This is a genomic window from Mucisphaera sp., assembly GCF_965279675.1.
GTDB lineage: Bacteria > Planctomycetota > Phycisphaerae > Phycisphaerales > Phycisphaeraceae > Mucisphaera.
The window spans coordinates 2,664,155-2,678,883 of the sequence record NZ_CBDIIJ010000002.1 but is presented as its reverse complement, the minus strand read 5'-3'; the positions used below and the strand labels follow the sequence as shown (position 1 = coordinate 2,678,883).

Below are 14,729 nucleotides of genomic sequence, written 5' to 3'. Positions count from 1 at the left end.
TTTGTTTGAGTTATTCGCGTTCGTTCCAGACCCAGCGTGCGGGTCTTGCGGGTGCGTTGCCGGCGAAGTTGGAGGGCTGGCTGTAGGCGCCGACGATCTCCTGTTCGGAGAGGGCGCCGTCGTAGAAGGCGACGCGGTAGATACGACCGAGATAGTTTTCTCTTCCTCGGCCGTTGCCGTCTGCCGCGAGTGTGAGATCGGAACCGAGAAGGAAATTAGGTGCACCACCTGAGCCGACAGAGAATCTCTCGACGCCATCGAGGTACCAACGGAGTGTGGTTCCGTCGTGGGTGATGACCATGACCTCGCGTTGACCGGACAAGATGTTGCTCGATGCTGTGGATGTGTAGCCTGAATCTCGTCTTATCTTGATATTGAAGCGGGCGTAGCGCTGTTCGACTTCGACATTGGTTTGCGAATCGGTCGTCTGATAGCTGACGAGATCCTGGTCGTAGCTGGTGATGTTGTTGGGGTGGTAGTCGACGACGAGTGAGAATTCCCGTTTGTCGTTGATGGCTTTGGCGAGCTTCTCGACTGGGCCCGGCGAGTCGATGGAGGTATGCGAGTTGATCAGGATCCCGCCGCCATCGATCCAAGTGATGTGGTCGGGGTCGTTGATGTAGAGGTTTGCGGGGACGCCGTAGCCGGATCGATCTTCGACCAGGGCCGGGTTGGGCTCTGGTGACGGTTCCTGGGCTGCGATGATCTGGGCTAGCTGGGTGGTGCTTAGTTCGTCGGTGTAGATGCGTATGTCGTCGAGTCGTCCGTCGAAGAAGTTGGTGAGATTGTTGTTGCTGCCGGCTGAGCTGTTTTCGTTGCTTGCGGCGAATGCCCAGCGCTCGGTGTTGCCGGGTCCGCCGGTTGAATCGCCGATGGTGCCGGAGTGGCTATCCGTATCGACAAGCGCTCCGTCTATATAGAGGCGCATGCCGGAGGGGCCGAAGAGATAGGCGGCGTGATACCAGGTATCGGTGCTCAGGTCGGATGCTGACTGGATCGAATATGTGCTGCTTTTTGATTCGCTTGTGACGCGGAGACGGTTGTCATCCAGTTCGATTCGCAGGTGCCCGCCCTGGCTGCGGCCTGAGGCATCCTTGGTGATGAGACCTTGTCTATCCGTCAGGTCATTGGCACGGAACCAGAAACTGATGGTTCCCCGATAGAGTGACAGGCTGTTGTCGTGGGGGACTTCGATGTGGGTGTCGGTGCCGTTGAAGGTGATGGCGTCGCTGGCTGGGGTGTGGCCGGGTTGGTCGGCGAGGATGGGGCCGGAGGTGGTGCCGGGGTTGGCGTTTCGGGCGTCGGCGATGGTGATGGATGGGTTGGGATCGATGACGGAGGGGAGGTCGGTGTCGAGGTGGATGCTGCCGTTGTTCGCGATGATGTCGTTGCCGCTGATGATCGAGCCGTAGAGGGTGGAGCCATTGTCGAGGGTGATGGATCCGGCGGTGTCGATCTGGCCGGCGATGGAGGCGTTGTCGAGCGTGAGATCGGCGGCAGGGTTGGTGATTCTTAGGCTGAGGTCGGCGGTGCGGGTGGTGTCGGGGTTGATGGCGGTGTTGTTGTGGAGAGTGACGTCGTTGGCGATGGCGATGTCTAGGGTGGCGTTGGGGGCCAGGAGGATCTGGCCGTCGTTGAGGGTGAGGAACTGGTCGACGCGGATGCGGACCTGGCCGTGGATGGTGATGATTGCGCCTGCGTTGAGGGTCCAGTTGTTGTAGCGGAGGTTGGTCTGGACGCCGTCGGTGCCGATGGTGGCAGACGTGTCGTCGGTGCGGTCGCCTAAGGAGGTGGTGATGTCGGTGAAGGTGGTGAGCGCAGTGATGGTGATAGGGTTGTCGAGGGTATCGGTAGTGCCGGTGATGGTGGCTCCGGCGTATAGGCGGATGACATCGGGGATGGATCCTGAGGGGCCGATGGCGACGTCGCCGGCGATGGTTCCTGCGTTGGCTTCGATGCTGGCCGTGTCGGTGGCGTTTGTGGCGATATGTGCGTTCTGTGCGATGTTTGAGCCGCCGTAGGGTCCTGCGGCGGCGCTGTAGCTGTCGATGGATGAACCGTTCCAGAGCTTGAGGTCGTCGGCGAGGAGGATGCCTCCGCCAGTGGTGTCGGGGGCGTTGTCGTCGAGTTGCCAATGGGCGACGAGTTGGGGCGGGAGGGGATCGCCTGGGATGAAGTTGTAGAAGGCGAGGAGTCGGGCGTTGCCGATGCGTGAGGCGCCGGCACCGGCCCAGTCGAGGGCCTGGGTGAGGATGGTCTGGCCCTGGCTATTGAGACTTGCGAAGTCGAAGGAGGTTCCGCCCCAGGGGAGGACGACGCGTCGGGCGGGGGTGACGGTGCTGTCGTGGCGGATGCTGGCGGTTTCCATGGCGAGGATGGCGGAGCCGGAAGCGTTGTCGGCGAGGGAGCGGGTGTCGGCGTTGACGGAGGGGGTGTGGCGTGCGAGGGATGTGGTGCTGGTGGTGATAGGGATGGTGCCGGGGGCGAAGCCGTCGAGGATGGGGTGGGCGGTGTCGGTGAGGGTGATCTGGTTGCCGTTGGCGGGCGCGGAGTTGGCGGCGGTGAGGCCGAGTTCGTTGGTGAGGGCGGCGGGCTCGCTGACGATGCCGAGGTAAGCCTCGTTGAGTTTGGTGCCGAGAGAAGCGGTGCTGGCGGTGGTTGGGATGTAGATGATGTCGGCTTCATCGATGGCGGCATCTATGTCGGGCTGAGGGGCGGAGGCGTTGACGAGGGCGACGTTGTAGCCGCGGGCGCCGAGGAAGTTGGTGCGGAGTTGTTCCTGGGTGGAGAGGCTGGTTTCGTCGTTGACGATCATGAGGATGGTTGGGCCGCCGGCTCCGATCGCGGGGTAGAAGGCACGGGAGACGGTGTGGGAGACGCCTTGGACGGTGGTGGTGACAGTGAGGGTGATGGGCTCGGTGGGGTCGTCGATGAGGTCGTTGTCGCCATCGATGGTGCCGTCGTCGTTGGTGTCGATGCCGTCGTTGAGGGTGACGGTGGAGCCAGCGAAGCCGGTGACGATCTGTCCTTCGGTGAGGAGGTTGCGCCAGTCGGGTTGGGCTTCGAGGTAGCGGGAGACGGCGTAGAGCGTCATCTCGGCGTTGGTGCGTGCGAGTTGTTTTTTGCGGAGGTTTTCGGAGATGGCAAGGGTGGTGGATTGGGCGGAGACGAAGGCGAGGGCCATGGAGCTGCCGATGGCGAGGAGGGCGAGGACGAGGAGGAGGGCGACGCCTCGGGGGGGGCGGGTTTGGTTGTCCTCAGGGTTGCGTGTGGGGCTCGCGGAACCCGGGATTGGCCCCCAGGCTTCCGCCTGGGGCTTGTCAGTGCTTGTCCTAGTGGTCATCACGGGCCTCCGTTTCGGAGGGCGGTGGCGTTGGCGTAGGTTTCGGTGAGGTTGCCGGTGGTGAAGTCGATGCGGTAGCTGAGGAGGCGGGCGAGTTGGGGGTCGGGGTTGTCGAGGGTGAAGGTGGCGGCGGCGACGTCGCGGGACCAGTTGCGTGGGGTCATGTCGTCGCTGGCAATGCGGGCGGTGGTTTCGGCGATGAAGTCGGTGGTGAGGGGGTAGATGGTGTCGGTCGCTGCTAGATCGAAGGCGTAGGTCTTGAGGGTGTTGTCGGTAGGAACGGCTTCGATGCGGAGGATCTCGGAGAGGGCTGGCTGCTGATCGTCGTCGGTGTCGTTGAGCCAGAGGATGAGGGTGTTGTCGTTGGCGTCGAGGATGAGGTGGGCTTCGCGGACTTCGGCGCCGAGGCGTGCTCCGACGGCGAGGGATTTGCCGACGACGGCGCGGAGGTCGCGTTGCTCGGAGGCGGCGTAGGTGAGCGCGGTGAGGAGTGTGGTGCCGGCGAGAGCGATAACGCTCGCTGCGGCGATGGCGATGAGGAGTTCGAGGAGTGTGAGGGCTCGGCGGGAGGCGACGCGGTGCATCAGATGCCTCCGTTGGGGTCGGGGATGAAGCGGCCTGCGGACCAGTTGCGGCCGTCGGGTAGTGAGACCTGGACGACGACGGTGAGTCCGGTGAGGGTGATGCCGAGGTCGGCAATGGCGGTGGTGGTGTTTTCGGCGATGGTGACGGTTCGCTGGAAGTTCTGATAGGGCAGGGGCAGCGTCGTGCCGGCGTGGTCGACGAGGGTGCCGGGTGCTTCGGTGTAGTCGTGGTACTGGCGTAGATCGGTGAAGGCGTTGCGGGTTGGGGGGAGGACTCCGGTGGGCGCGGTGCCGGTGGGGTAGGGAAGGATGAGGGCCTCTTCGATCATGGCTTCGAGGAGCGTGGTGGCGCGAGCCTGTTCGAGGGCGGCGTTGGTCTGCATGTGACCTGCGGCCATGGCCTGGGTGAGTGCAAGGGTGATGATGGCGAGGATGGAGGCGGCGATGAGGGTTTCGAGCAGGGTGAAGGCGCGGCGCGGGCGTGGGGATGTGGCGGCCATGCTCTTTCTCCTGCTGGTGTGATCGGGTCAGGGTGTGTACGTGTCAGATATCGGCCAGTGTGCGCAGGCGGTTCAGACGGTCGGGCTCGACCTGTGTGGTTGTGCGGTCGATAGGTTGGGTATGAAGGGTCTGGTTTCGGTTATGGGTCTGCGGTCCGTGCCGGTGATGCGGGCTGGTGGGGTTGCGCCGGCTGTGCGGGCGCGGCGTGGTTTCACGCTGGCTGAGATGCTGCTGGTGATTTCGATCATCGCGGTGGTGATGGGGATGGCTGCGCCGTTGCTGCGGGGCACGGATGCGAGTCGGATTCGGGATGCGGCTCGGCTGCTGGCGGCGGATCTGGATGTGGCGCGGTCGGGGTCGATCGCACACTTTGAGGAACCGCGACGGCTGGAAGTGGATGCGGATGGGTTGGGGTATCGGATTACGTTTGGAGATGGGTCGTCGTCGGTGACGGATACGGTGACGAAGCGGCCTTACGAGGTGCGGTTTGGCGAGGGGCGTGCTGCGGAGTTGGGGACGGTGCGGATTGCCTCGCACAACCTGGGGGTTGGTCGGGCGGTGGCGTTTGGGATTTATGGGGAGACATCGTTGGCGGAGGATGGGGTGATCACGCTGGAGGCGGGTGGGTATCGGATCGATGTGCTGGTGGATGCGGGGTCGGGGGATGTGTTTCTGGGTGAGGTGAGTAAGCCTTAGCAGATGGTGATTTTTGCACTAAGCCGCGTCGACATCCGCCACGGCGGACGGCTCGCTATTACGTCTTCAACGGTGAATTGGCTTTGTTTTGATTAGATGGCTGTGGTGATGGGGTTGGTGAGTCCGCCTATGGGTTCGACGGTGGCGGTGACGGTGTCGCCTGGCTGGAGGAAGATGGGTGGCTTGCGGGTGAAGCCGACGCCTTCGGGCGTGCCTGTGAGGATGAGGGTGCCGGGGAGGAGTGTTGTGTCCTGGCTGAGGAAGGCGATGAGGGTTTTGACGGGGAAGATCATGTCGGCGGTGTTGGAGTCCTGGAGGGTCTGGTTGTTGAGGGTGGTGGTGAGGTGGAGGGCTTGGGGGTCGGGGATTTCGTCGGCGGTGAGGATGGCGGGACCGAGGGGGCAGAAGGTGTCGAAGGATTTGCCTCGGATCCACTGGCCGCCGCCGGCGTGTTTCTGCCAGCGTCGGGCGGAGATGTCGTTGGCGACGGTGTAGCCGAAGACGTGGTCGAGGGCGTTGTCTTCGGTGGCGTTGCGGGTGGGCTTGCCGATGATGACGGCGAGTTCGACTTCGTAGTCGACTTCGTCGCCATGGGTGTTGCAGGCGGGGATGGCGACAGGTTCGGCGGGGTTCTGGATGGCGGTGGTGGGCTTCATGAAGATGACGGGTTGGGTGGGGATGGGGGCTCCGGTTTCCTCGGCGTGGCGTCGGTAGTTCTGGCCGATGCAGAAGATGTTGGGTGGTGTGAGGGGCGCGAGGAGGCGTTCGACGGTGTCGATGGTGTCGGTGGGCTGGACGCCATGGTGGATGGGATCGGCCTGGAGTCGGGTGGCGTGGTTGGGTGAGGTCTGGATGCCGTGGTGGGTTTCGTTGTTCGGGGTTTGGTAGCGGATGATGCGCATGGGGGCTTCCTTGTGGACGGGCTGGGTTGGATGGTTATGATCGCGTGATGGTTTGAGGACGCAAAGCGCCGTTTTGAGCCTCTGAAGGGGCTTTGGCGGCTGCGAGGAGCCTGCCCTTGCCTGAGAATCCTGTGACAGAGGCGCCGGCACACGGCGCGCCGGGTGTGGATGTACCGCGTAGCTGGCACGACGTGATCGAGGGCCAGGACCGTAGTGATGTGCCTAAGGGTCTGTGGTCGCGGTGTCCGAGCTGCGAGGCGATGTGCTTTGTGAAGCAGGTCCGGGAGAACCTGGACGTGTGTCCGATGTGCCAGCACCACTTCCCGGTGGATGCGGAGCGTCGGATCGAGCAGTTGGTGGACCCGGACAGTTTTGAGTCGCTTTGGGATGATCTTGCGCCGGTGGACCCGCTTAAGTTTGTAGATCGTAAGCCTTACGTGGATCGGCTGAAGGAGGAGCAGGCGAAGACGGGGGCGAAGGATGCGATGATCTGCGGGCGTGGGTTTATCAAGGGTCGTGGTGTGATTCTGGCGGTGATGGACCCGCGTTTCATGATGGCTTCGATGGGGAGTGTGGTTGGTGAGAAGCTGACGCGGGCGATTGAGTTGGCGACGGATGATGATCGGCCGCTGATTGTGGTGAGTGCGAGTGGTGGGGCGCGGATGCAGGAGAGTGCGCTGTCGCTGGCGCAGCTGTCGAAGACTTCGGCGGCATTGGCTCGTCTGGATGATGCGGGCGGGTTGTTTATCTCGGTGCTGACGGACCCGACTTATGGTGGGGTGACGGCGTCTTTCGCGATGCTTGGGGATCTCATCATTGCGGAGCCGAAGGCGCGGATTGGTTTTGCGGGTGCTCGGGTGATTGCGAATACCGTCAAGCAGGAACTGCCTGAGGGCTTTCAGCGGTCGGAGTTTCTGCTGGAGAAGGGGTTTGTGGACCGGATCACGCCTCGGGGCGAGCTTCGGTCAGAGATATCGAGGTTCATTGACTACGCGGGTAAGTAGGCCCGTGATTTGAAAGAAATGGGCAGTGGTGCTGCCCGATGATTACGGGGATTGCGCGATGAGTGTTGGTTTTCGGGCGACGTTTGGGCAGACGGCGATGTTTCTGGCGATGGTGGCGGGTGTGGGTTTGCTGGCGTGGTTTTTTGCGACATTTGTGGGGTATGCGGTGCTGGGGGCGGAGCCGCAATGGGAGCCGGGGGTGGCGTGGATTCAGTGGCTGACGAAGTGGTGGTTCTATCTGTCGGCGGGCGGGGCTGTGGTTTGTTTTGTGGTGAGCAAGGTGGTGGAGTCGGGGGAGGAGGAGGATTTGGAGACGCGGGTGGCGCGGAAGCGGGCGGAGGAGGCTGAGGGGTAGCGAGGGCTGTTAGTCGAGTGGCAGTGCATCCAGGCTGGTTAGGCCGAGGGGTTCTTTCGAGTAGAAGCCTTCGGCGTACTTCGTGGTGATGCGGGAGCCGAGGTAGCCGTTGAGTTGGCGGACCCATTCGACGACCTGGCGGTTTTTTTCGGGGAGTACGAACTGGGTTTCGTAGGCGTTGATGGCGGCGATCTTGGTGTCGATCTGGTCGGAGATGTCGAGGCAGAAGTGGGGGTTGGCGATACGTCGGAGGTGGGTGCAGTCGTAGTAGAAGAGCCAGCGGGGGTAGATGGGTTCGCCTGGGATGTTGGTTTTGGTGAGCTTGGCGTCGAAGCGGGCGTCTTCGATGATGCGGGTGGCGGCGCGATGGTCGGGATGGATGTCGGTTTCGTGGGGGGCGAAGAGGATGTCGGCCTGGAACTGTCGGATGACGGCGGCGACGGCGTAACGGGCTTCGAGGTTGTGGGTGACTTCGCGGTTGGTGAGGCCGATGAGGGTGCGGGAGACGCGGCCGGTGCCTTGGTCGAGGATGGCGGTGGCGGCGGTCCATTCCTTCTGGCGTTGTTCGGGGGAGCCGAGGGGTGTGGGCTCGCCGTTGGTCATATCGGCGAGGAGGATGTCGTGGCCCTGCAGAGCGAGTCGGGCGATGGTCCCGCCCATGCCGAGTTCCTGATCGTCGGGGTGGGGGCCGAAGACGATGATGCGGGCCATGGTCAGCTCCGGAGTTGGTGGTAGAGGTCGAGGAGTTGTTGGTTCATGGTTTCGGCACTGTAGTGGGTTTGGGCGTGTTGGCGGCCGGCGGCGCGGCGGGCTTCGGCCTGTGGTGTGTTGAGGAGATGAATGAGATTGGAAAGTTCGTGCGCGAGGGCATTGGTATCGGCGACGGGGACGGTGGTGCCGGTGGGGGCGAGGACGTCGGGGATGCCGCCGGCGTCGTAGGCGAGTGTGAGGCATCCGGCGGCGAGGGCTTCGACGAGGACGCGGCTTTGGCCTTCCTGGTAGGAGGGGAGTGCGACGATGTCGAGGCCGGCGTAGACTTGGGGCATGTCGGTGAGGGGGATGAGGCCGGCGAAGTGGATGCGAGGGGCAGCTGGGCTGGCAGTAGCGGCTTGTTCGATGGCGGATCGGTCGAAGCCGTCGCCTATGAAGACGAGGTGGGTGGATGGGTGTTGGGCGGCGATCTGGGTGAAGGCGGCGATGAGGTCGCGATGGCCCTTGAGGGGGTCGAGGCGGGCGACGAGGGCGACGAGGGTGGTGTTGTGCGGGAGGCCGAGTTGGTCGCGGAGTTGTTGGCGGGCGGTGGTGTGGTTGAGTTGATTGTAGGGGGTGAGGTCGACGCCTGACGGGATGATGGTGAAGCGGTTGGCGGTGGTGATGTTGGCCTGGACGAAGGTGTCGGCCATGGCGGGGGTGATGGCGATGAGGTGGTCGCAGCGGGTGGCGGCGGTGCGTTCGAGGTTGATGTAGAGGTTGCGGACGAGGGGGTTTTGCTGGTCGTACCAGGGGAGGCCGTGGACGGTGTGAATGACTGTGCCATTGGTTCTAGCGGTGGTGCCAGAGCGGTGTCTGCGGAGGGCTTTCCAGGCGGCGGAGCGTGCAAGGATGCCGGCTTTGCTGGAGTGGGTGTGGACGATGTCGGGTTTGAGTTGGTGGATGCGTTGGCGGAGTTGGTGGTGGCAGCGGAGGTCTTTGAGTGGGTGGATGGCGCGGACCATGGAAGGGATTTCGTGGAGGGTTGCGCCGGAGGCCAGTGCTTCGGGGAGGAGGGAGCCTTCGGGTCCGTGGATGGGTCCGTAGGCGAGGTGGACGTCGTAGCCGGCTGCGTGCTGGGCGGCGCAGGAGAGGATGGTGTTTTGCTGGGCCCCGCCAAGGATGAGTCTGGTGATGATGTGGAGGATGCGCATGGCGGATCAGGGGTCTTGCGGATGTTGTTCTTCGTCGCCTGGGTACCAGATTTTTTCGAGCCATAGGCCGGAGGCTGGGGCGGTGGGTCCGGCGAGTCGGCGGTCGGCGGTTTGGAGGATTTCGTCGATGCGTTCGGGGCCGAAGCGAGCGCGGCCGGCTTCGATGAGGGTGCCGACGACGATGCGGACGGTGTTGTAGAGGAAGCCGTCGCCTTCGATAACGACGTGGAGTTCGTTGGGGTGGTTTTCGACGTGGCAGTCGAAGATGGTGCGGACGGTTGAGTCGCGGCCGTGGCCGGCGGCTGAGAGGCCTTCGATGTCGTGGGTGCCGATGAGGCGGGCAGCGGCGGCGTTCATGAGGTCGGGGTTGAGGGGTTCGTGGTAGTGCCAGACGAGTTTGCGGGTGCCGAGGGGACGGGTGGGGAGTCGGTGGAGTCGGTAGCGATAGCGTTTGCGGATGGCGGAGGAGATGGCGTCGAAGTCGGGTGGGGCGACGCGGGCGTCTCGGACTTCCATGTCTGGGGGTAGTTTTGAGTTGATGGCGTGGGCGAGTTTTTCGAGGGGGATGGGTGAGGCAGCGTCGTAGTGGGCGGTTTGGCCGAGGGCGTGGACGCCTGAGTCTGTGCGGGAGGCGCCGACGAGGTTGATGGGTTGGCGGAGGACGCGGGTGAGGGTGGCTTCGAGGACGCCTTGGCCGGTGCGGAGGGGTTCGGCGTTGGGCGGGTGTTGTTTCTGCCAGCCGAAGAAGTCGGAGCCGTCATAGGCGACGGTGAGTCGGTAGCGCTGGATGGGGACTTCGCGGAGGAACTTGGGGCGTTCTTCCTGCGGAGGTGGCTGGGCGTGTGCGGTGTCGTCGGGATGTCGGGGGTCGGCGGCGAACACTTGTCAGGCGCGGTGTGTTTGGGGGTCGATGCCCATGTTGGCGCACCAGCGTCGGTAGCGTTGGGGGAGGATTTCGGAGGGTTTGATTTCGGAGCGGCCGCCCCAGAAGACGTTGGTGTAGGAGACGTCGATGCCGGCTTCGGCGAGGTGGTTGTCGATGGCGGCTTTGTGTTCGAGGACGCGGGCTTTTTCCTGGCCGTGGGCGACGCCCATGATGTTGACGTTGTTGAATTCGGGTCCGCCTTCACGCCAATAGGCGTGGGTCATGATGTGATGGCGTCCGACTTCTTTGCCGGCATCGATCTCTTTGCCTTCGGGGACGCGCCAGTGGAAGAGGGCGTTAAAGCTGGCGACGCGTTTCTGTCCGGCGACCTGTTTGTGGTGTTCGAGGAAGGTGGAGAAGCGGCCGATGACGCCTTTGGTCTGGAGGGATTCGGCGCCGGCGAAGAAGTCGTCGAGGGTGAGGCCGGCGGCCTGGGCGCGGGCGTCCCAGGGTTGGGGGCGGATTTCTTCGGGCTTGAATTCGTCTTTGAGGACGGGGAGGACCTGCCATTCGAGGTCGGTGAGGTGGACGATGTTGGTGTCCTGAACGGCTCCGGGTGCGTCGGATCGGCTGCCTGGTTCCATGCCTTTGCGGCGGACGTGGCCGACGCCCAGGGTGAAGAGGCGGTTGGCGGGCATGGCTCGGTAGGCGTGGGCGTTGACTTTGGCCTTGATGAAATCGCAGTGGGCCTGGAGGCTGTAGCCCTGCGGGACTTTGACGGTGGTCCAGAGCCGGTAGGCGGAGCCGGGGGAGTCGGCGTCGGTGGAGCGGATGACGACGTGGCCGGAGAAGGGGTCCTGTTTGGACATCCAGTCGAAGGCGGTGTCGAGCTGGTCGGTGTCGACGTGCCAGGCGACGAGGGCTCCGGGTGCGAGGCTGGTGGCGAGGACGGTCTGGCGGACGCGGCGGATGACGCCAGCTTCGAGCATGGCGCGGATGCGTTCGCAGACGGTGGCTTCATCGAGGTCGGTGGCCCGGGCGATGGCGGCGAAGGGGTCTTTGACGAAGCCCTGGATCTGGTCTTCGGAGACGGCGAGGATGCGGGCGTTGACGGGGTCATCAACCTGGATGGGCAGGGTCTGGGTACTCATACTCGGATTGTAGAGGGTCTTGCGAGGCGGCTCAGGCGTAGTCGAAGCCGTTCTCGCGAAAGTGGACGTGCGGTGTGATCTGGGTGGCGTGGCCGGCGAGGACTTTACCGACAAAGAGGTCGTGATCGCCTTCGACATCGAGGTGGCAGGCGAGTTCGCATTCGAGGAAGGCGCTGGAGGCTTTGAGGATGGGGAGGCCGGGGGTGGTGGCGTGGATCATCTCGAAACCGAGGAAGGGATCGTCGGTGGGCTCGTATTCCTGGGAGAACTTGCGTTGGATAATGCGGTCTTCGGCGGCGATCTGACAGAGGGCGAAGTGCCGGGACTCGGAGAGCAGGGGCATGATGGATCTGCCCTTGGCGACGGCGATGCAGACCATGGGCGGCTGGAAGCAAACCTGCTGAACCCAGCTGGCGAGCATTCCCATCCGGCGGTCTTCGTGGGCTGCGGTCAGGAGGAAGAGTCCCTGGGGGATTCTTCCGAGAGCTGCTCCGATGCTTTCCTGCGTGGCATAGGTCATGTGCACCCCGTTCTGTGTGCCTGACCTTAAACGGGTTGGTGCCGATGGGCAATATGTTGGCGTCAGGTTTTCGGCTAGGGTGGCGGGATGGCTGTCGATGGTGTGATTTTCGATCTTGACGGAACGCTGGTGGACTCACTGGGCGAGATCGCCTGGGCATGCAATCGGGCGCGTGCGGATGAGGAGCTGCCTGAGCTGGCGGAGGCGGTGTATCGACCCTTGATTGGTCGGGGCTTGCGGCATCTGGTTGAGGCGATGCTGGGCGCGGGGGATGAACGTGTAGCGCGGGTGGAGGCGGGGATTCGGCGGGTTTACGCGGCGCATGCGGGGGAGCGGGTTCGGATCTATGACGGGGTGCTGGAGGTGCTGGAGGCTTTGCGAGAGCGGTCGGTGCGGATGGCGGTGGTGACCAACAAACCGGATGGGCCGGCGAAGCATTTGGTGACGCAGCGTTTTGGAGAGGGCGTTTTCGGGATGGTGGTTGGTCAGCGGGAGGGTGTGTCGCCGAAGCCTGACCCGGCGGGTGCGTTTGAGGTGGTTGAGCGGCTGGGGGGTGAGGCTACGCGGTGGTGGTTTGTTGGGGACATGACGGTGGATGTGGAGACGGCCAAACGGGCTGGGATGGTCAGCGTGGGGGTGACGTGGGGTTTTGGGACGGGTGAGGAGGGTCGAAGCGAGCTAGAAGCGGCTGGGGCGGACTATGTGATTGATGAGCCGGGGGAGTTGCTGGGGCTGCTTCAGGCTTGAAGGTCACGACTTTTCCGCTTGCAGTCCTCTTCGGCGGATTGACTCCGGAACCTTGGTACCCGGTGTTGCTACTTACTCGATGAGAGAGCTTGTGTGGCCTGATCGAGGGCGGCGCGCCATTCGAGGTAGGCGTAGGGGATGTGGTGTTCCTCGTGGAGGTGGCGGAGTTGGGCCATGAAGTGTTCGTAGGTGTCCTGCTGCCAGGCTTCGGTGCCCGGCTCGCAGAAGTAGACACGGCAGCCAAGGGGTCGGATGGTGTGGACGGTGCAGAGTTTGTCGACCTGGTAGCGGCAGCCGGGCTGGTGCTGGTGGAGGAGCGGGAGGGAGTTGGTGGGTTCGGTGGATTGGGGGACTGGTGGTGCGTGGCGGAGGAAGCGAGCGGTTTCGAGAGCGGTGACGTAGAGGCGGTGGCCGTAGGCTTCGAAGCTGCAGCAGCGGCCGGACTGATCGCAGCGGGGTGAGCGGTCTTCGACGGCTTTGTCGAGGTTGGCGTAGAGCGCGGCGATGGCCTGATCGATGTCGGGTTGTGCGGCGGCGGCGAACCAGGTTGGCCAGTGGTTGTCGGTCATGGCTGAGCTGGTGCTAGAGGCGTGGGTCGCTGCGGTCGCGTTGGATGCGGATCTGATCAGCGGGGACGAACTTGCCGCCCTGCTTCATGCCGGGGCATCGTTCGGCGGAGTTGTCCCAGGCTTCGGGTGAGCGGAGGTTGCTGGGCCAGAAGGGCCAGGTGCGGCATTGCGTGGGTCGGACCTGGTAGATGGAGCATCCAGCCTTCGTGTGGTTTTCGTTCCAGGTGAGGAAGATGCAGTCGTGGAGGTGGCCGCGTTTGGTTTCTTTGAGGGACCAGCGGCCGTGCCGTTTTTCGGCGTAGTCGGTTTTGAACTGTTCGAGAGTGATGCCGAGGTGGTCGGCGATGGCTTGGGCTTCTTCGGGGGTGTGCCAGACGAAGCCGGTGGGTCCGGTGCAGCAGTTACCGCACTGGGTGCAGGTGAATTCGAGGCCGGGCTCGTACCAGTCTTGTTGTTGGGTGTTTGGATCGGCGGGTTGGGTCACTGCTAGAAACCTGCTTTCATGGCCATGAGGCCGTCCTGTTGTTCTTCTCTCATCAGGGCGCGGAGGTGGATGGCGACATTTTCTGCGAGGGACTGTAGGTCGTAGCCGCCTTCGAGCATGGAGACGAGTCGACCGTCGCAGAGGTCTTCGGCGAGTTGTTTGGTTTGTCGTGTCATCCAGCGGAAGCCCTCGGGGGTGACGTTCATGTGGGCGAGGGGGTCGCCTTGGGCGGCGTCGAAGCCTGCGGAGATGATGATGAAGTCGGGGTTGTAGTTCCGGACGGCGGGCTCGAGGTGTTCGAGCCAGACCTTGCGGTAGCGCTCGTCGTCTGCATGGGGATCGAGGGGGAGGTTGAGGGTGTAGCCGACGGCGTCGGCGGTGCCTTTTTCGTGGGCGTAGCCGGTGCCGGGATAGAGGGTCATGGGGTGCTGGTGGAGGTTGATGCAGTAGATGTCGCGGCGGTGCTCGGTGAGATGCTGGGTACCGTTGCCGTGGTGGACGTCCCAGTCGATGACGACGATGCGTTCGAGTTTGTGGTGCTCGATGAGATAGTTGGCTGCGATGGCCGCGTTGTTGAAGTAGCAGAAGCCCATGGAGCGGTCGGCTTCGGCGTGGTGTCCGGGTGGTCGGAGGAGGCAGAGGGCGTTGTGGACGGTGGCGTCCAGGACGGCATCGACGGCGGCGAGGGCCCCGCCTACGGCGAGTTGGGCGATGTCGGCGGAATCGGGGCAGAGCCCGCCTTCGTGCTCGTCGAGGGTGGTTTTGCCTGAGCGGCAGGCCTCGAAGAGTTGTTTGATGTAGCGGGGATGATGGAGGGCTTCGATCCAGCGGAGGTCGGCGGTTTTGAAGGGGAGGTGGGTGACCTCGTCCCACTGGTGGGTGGCTTTGAGCTTGTCGACGATGGCGATGAGGCGGTCGACTCGCTCGGGATGGCCAGGCGCAGTCTTGTGGTCGAGGAATCGGTCGGAGTAGATGAGGCCGGTCGCCATGGGCTTATTATGGCGGATCGTTCGTGAAGGTGGGTTTGGAGGGGTTGTGTGGGGTGTGTTTGCGGGGTGGTGGTGAGAATTTGGTGGCTTGTGGGTGGCTGAATCGTAGATTGTG

16 protein-coding genes are annotated in these 14,729 nt (G+C 63.5%); 4 read left to right on the top strand and 12 right to left on the bottom strand.

Annotated elements, in window-relative coordinates; genetic code table 11:
• Positions 1–10 precede the first annotated feature (10 nt).
• Genes ACQZAB_RS11510 through ACQZAB_RS11500 form a run of 3 tightly spaced genes read right to left on the bottom strand, consistent with a single transcriptional unit; the run spans position 11 to position 4,427 of the window.
• The gene (locus ACQZAB_RS11510; protein WP_428389664.1) at positions 11–3,343 is read right to left on the bottom strand and encodes a LamG-like jellyroll fold domain-containing protein; all 3,333 of its coding nucleotides are present in this window, start codon (positions 3,341–3,343) and stop codon (positions 11–13) included.
• Positions 3,343–3,927: a prepilin-type N-terminal cleavage/methylation domain-containing protein gene (locus ACQZAB_RS11505; protein ID WP_428389663.1), complete on the bottom strand. Its 585-nt coding sequence runs from the start codon at positions 3,925–3,927 to the stop codon at positions 3,343–3,345. The genes ACQZAB_RS11510 and ACQZAB_RS11505 overlap by 1 nt, the downstream gene beginning before the upstream one ends.
• A complete protein-coding gene (locus ACQZAB_RS11500) occupies positions 3,927–4,427 on the bottom strand; it encodes a type IV pilus modification PilV family protein (RefSeq protein WP_428389662.1) in 501 nt (166 codons plus the stop codon). Before ACQZAB_RS11500 ends, ACQZAB_RS11505 begins: the two co-directional genes overlap by 1 nt.
• A gap of 142 nt (positions 4,428–4,569) precedes the next feature.
• Here ACQZAB_RS11500 and ACQZAB_RS11495 point away from each other — a divergent pair, with 142 nt between their 5' ends.
• Complete coding sequence (locus tag ACQZAB_RS11495; RefSeq protein WP_428389661.1) at positions 4,570–5,124, top strand: pilus assembly FimT family protein; 555 nt, start codon at positions 4,570–4,572, stop codon at positions 5,122–5,124.
• A gap of 92 nt (positions 5,125–5,216) precedes the next feature.
• Here the strand turns inward: ACQZAB_RS11495 and ACQZAB_RS11490 are convergent, their stop codons facing one another.
• The gene (locus ACQZAB_RS11490) at positions 5,217–6,026 is read right to left on the bottom strand and encodes a fumarylacetoacetate hydrolase family protein (RefSeq protein ID WP_428389660.1); all 810 of its coding nucleotides are present in this window, start codon (positions 6,024–6,026) and stop codon (positions 5,217–5,219) included.
• Positions 6,027–6,142: 116 nt separating this feature from the next.
• On the opposite strand from ACQZAB_RS11490, the gene accD reads away from it, so the two are divergent.
• Positions 6,143–7,030, top strand: a complete 888-nt coding sequence (accD, locus tag ACQZAB_RS11485; RefSeq protein ID WP_428389659.1) for an acetyl-CoA carboxylase, carboxyltransferase subunit beta — start codon at positions 6,143–6,145, stop codon at positions 7,028–7,030.
• Between the two features lie 58 nt (positions 7,031–7,088).
• Positions 7,089–7,385 carry a hypothetical protein gene (locus ACQZAB_RS11480; RefSeq protein WP_428389658.1) on the top strand — a complete coding sequence of 99 codons (297 nt, stop codon included), beginning with the start codon at positions 7,089–7,091 and terminating at the stop codon, positions 7,383–7,385.
• A 9-nt stretch (positions 7,386–7,394) separates the two neighbouring features.
• On the opposite strand, the gene ACQZAB_RS11475 is transcribed toward ACQZAB_RS11480, so the two are convergent.
• Genes ACQZAB_RS11475 through ACQZAB_RS11455 form a run of 5 tightly spaced genes read right to left on the bottom strand, consistent with a single transcriptional unit; the run spans position 7,395 to position 11,825 of the window.
• Complete coding sequence (locus ACQZAB_RS11475; protein ID WP_428389657.1) at positions 7,395–8,096, bottom strand: PIG-L family deacetylase; 702 nt, start codon at positions 8,094–8,096, stop codon at positions 7,395–7,397.
• Positions 8,097–8,098: 2 nt separating this feature from the next.
• On the bottom strand, positions 8,099–9,289 hold the full coding sequence (locus ACQZAB_RS11470) for a glycosyltransferase family 4 protein (RefSeq protein WP_428389656.1): 1,191 nt from the start codon (positions 9,287–9,289) through the stop codon (positions 8,099–8,101).
• A gap of 6 nt (positions 9,290–9,295) precedes the next feature.
• On the bottom strand, positions 9,296–10,171 hold the full coding sequence (truA, locus tag ACQZAB_RS11465; RefSeq protein WP_428389655.1) for a tRNA pseudouridine(38-40) synthase TruA: 876 nt from the start codon (positions 10,169–10,171) through the stop codon (positions 9,296–9,298).
• A 3-nt stretch (positions 10,172–10,174) separates the two neighbouring features.
• Positions 10,175–11,305 carry an Lrp/AsnC family transcriptional regulator gene (locus tag ACQZAB_RS11460; RefSeq protein WP_428389654.1) on the bottom strand — a complete coding sequence of 377 codons (1,131 nt, stop codon included), beginning with the start codon at positions 11,303–11,305 and terminating at the stop codon, positions 10,175–10,177.
• Positions 11,306–11,336: 31 nt separating this feature from the next.
• The gene (locus ACQZAB_RS11455; RefSeq protein ID WP_428389653.1) at positions 11,337–11,825 is read right to left on the bottom strand and encodes a flavin reductase family protein; all 489 of its coding nucleotides are present in this window, start codon (positions 11,823–11,825) and stop codon (positions 11,337–11,339) included.
• 87 nt (positions 11,826–11,912) lie between these two features.
• On the opposite strand from ACQZAB_RS11455, the gene ACQZAB_RS11450 reads away from it, so the two are divergent.
• Positions 11,913–12,572, top strand: coding sequence for an HAD family hydrolase (locus ACQZAB_RS11450; RefSeq protein ID WP_428389652.1), 660 nt, complete (start codon positions 11,913–11,915; stop codon positions 12,570–12,572).
• 68 nt (positions 12,573–12,640) lie between these two features.
• Here ACQZAB_RS11450 and ACQZAB_RS11445 read toward each other — a convergent pair whose 3' ends face one another.
• From ACQZAB_RS11445 to ACQZAB_RS11435, 3 genes are read right to left on the bottom strand one after another with little or no spacing between them, the layout of a single operon-like run.
• On the bottom strand, positions 12,641–13,141 hold the full coding sequence (locus ACQZAB_RS11445; protein WP_428389651.1) for a YkgJ family cysteine cluster protein: 501 nt from the start codon (positions 13,139–13,141) through the stop codon (positions 12,641–12,643).
• A 13-nt stretch (positions 13,142–13,154) separates the two neighbouring features.
• Entirely contained in the window at positions 13,155–13,625 is a 471-nt protein-coding gene (locus ACQZAB_RS11440) for a YkgJ family cysteine cluster protein (RefSeq protein ID WP_428389650.1), read from the bottom strand.
• Between the two features lie 2 nt (positions 13,626–13,627).
• The gene (locus ACQZAB_RS11435; RefSeq protein ID WP_428389649.1) at positions 13,628–14,614 is read right to left on the bottom strand and encodes a histone deacetylase family protein; all 987 of its coding nucleotides are present in this window, start codon (positions 14,612–14,614) and stop codon (positions 13,628–13,630) included.
• Between the last annotated feature and the right edge of the window lie 115 nt (positions 14,615–14,729).

Excerpts from the sequence above, each read along its gene's own strand:
- ACQZAB_RS11510 (WP_428389664.1), bottom strand. The coding sequence starts at position 3,343 with ATGACCACTAGGACAAGCACTGACAAGCCCCAGGCGGAAGCCTGGGGG.
- ACQZAB_RS11505 (WP_428389663.1), bottom strand. The coding sequence starts at position 3,927 with ATGCACCGCGTCGCCTCCCGCCGAGCCCTCACACTCCTCGAACTCCTC.
- ACQZAB_RS11500 (WP_428389662.1), bottom strand. The coding sequence starts at position 4,427 with ATGGCCGCCACATCCCCACGCCCGCGCCGCGCCTTCACCCTGCTCGAA.
- ACQZAB_RS11495 (WP_428389661.1), top strand. The coding sequence starts at position 4,570 with ATGGGTCTGCGGTCCGTGCCGGTGATGCGGGCTGGTGGGGTTGCGCCG.
- ACQZAB_RS11490 (WP_428389660.1), bottom strand. The coding sequence starts at position 6,026 with ATGCGCATCATCCGCTACCAAACCCCGAACAACGAAACCCACCACGGC.
- ACQZAB_RS11480 (WP_428389658.1), top strand. The coding sequence starts at position 7,089 with ATGAGTGTTGGTTTTCGGGCGACGTTTGGGCAGACGGCGATGTTTCTG.
- ACQZAB_RS11475 (WP_428389657.1), bottom strand. The coding sequence starts at position 8,096 with ATGGCCCGCATCATCGTCTTCGGCCCCCACCCCGACGATCAGGAACTC.
- ACQZAB_RS11470 (WP_428389656.1), bottom strand. The coding sequence starts at position 9,289 with ATGCGCATCCTCCACATCATCACCAGACTCATCCTTGGCGGGGCCCAG.
- ACQZAB_RS11460 (WP_428389654.1), bottom strand. The coding sequence starts at position 11,305 with ATGAGTACCCAGACCCTGCCCATCCAGGTTGATGACCCCGTCAACGCC.
- ACQZAB_RS11455 (WP_428389653.1), bottom strand. The coding sequence starts at position 11,825 with ATGACCTATGCCACGCAGGAAAGCATCGGAGCAGCTCTCGGAAGAATC.
- ACQZAB_RS11450 (WP_428389652.1), top strand. The coding sequence starts at position 11,913 with ATGGCTGTCGATGGTGTGATTTTCGATCTTGACGGAACGCTGGTGGAC.
- ACQZAB_RS11445 (WP_428389651.1), bottom strand. The coding sequence starts at position 13,141 with ATGACCGACAACCACTGGCCAACCTGGTTCGCCGCCGCCGCACAACCC.
- ACQZAB_RS11435 (WP_428389649.1), bottom strand. The coding sequence starts at position 14,614 with ATGGCGACCGGCCTCATCTACTCCGACCGATTCCTCGACCACAAGACT.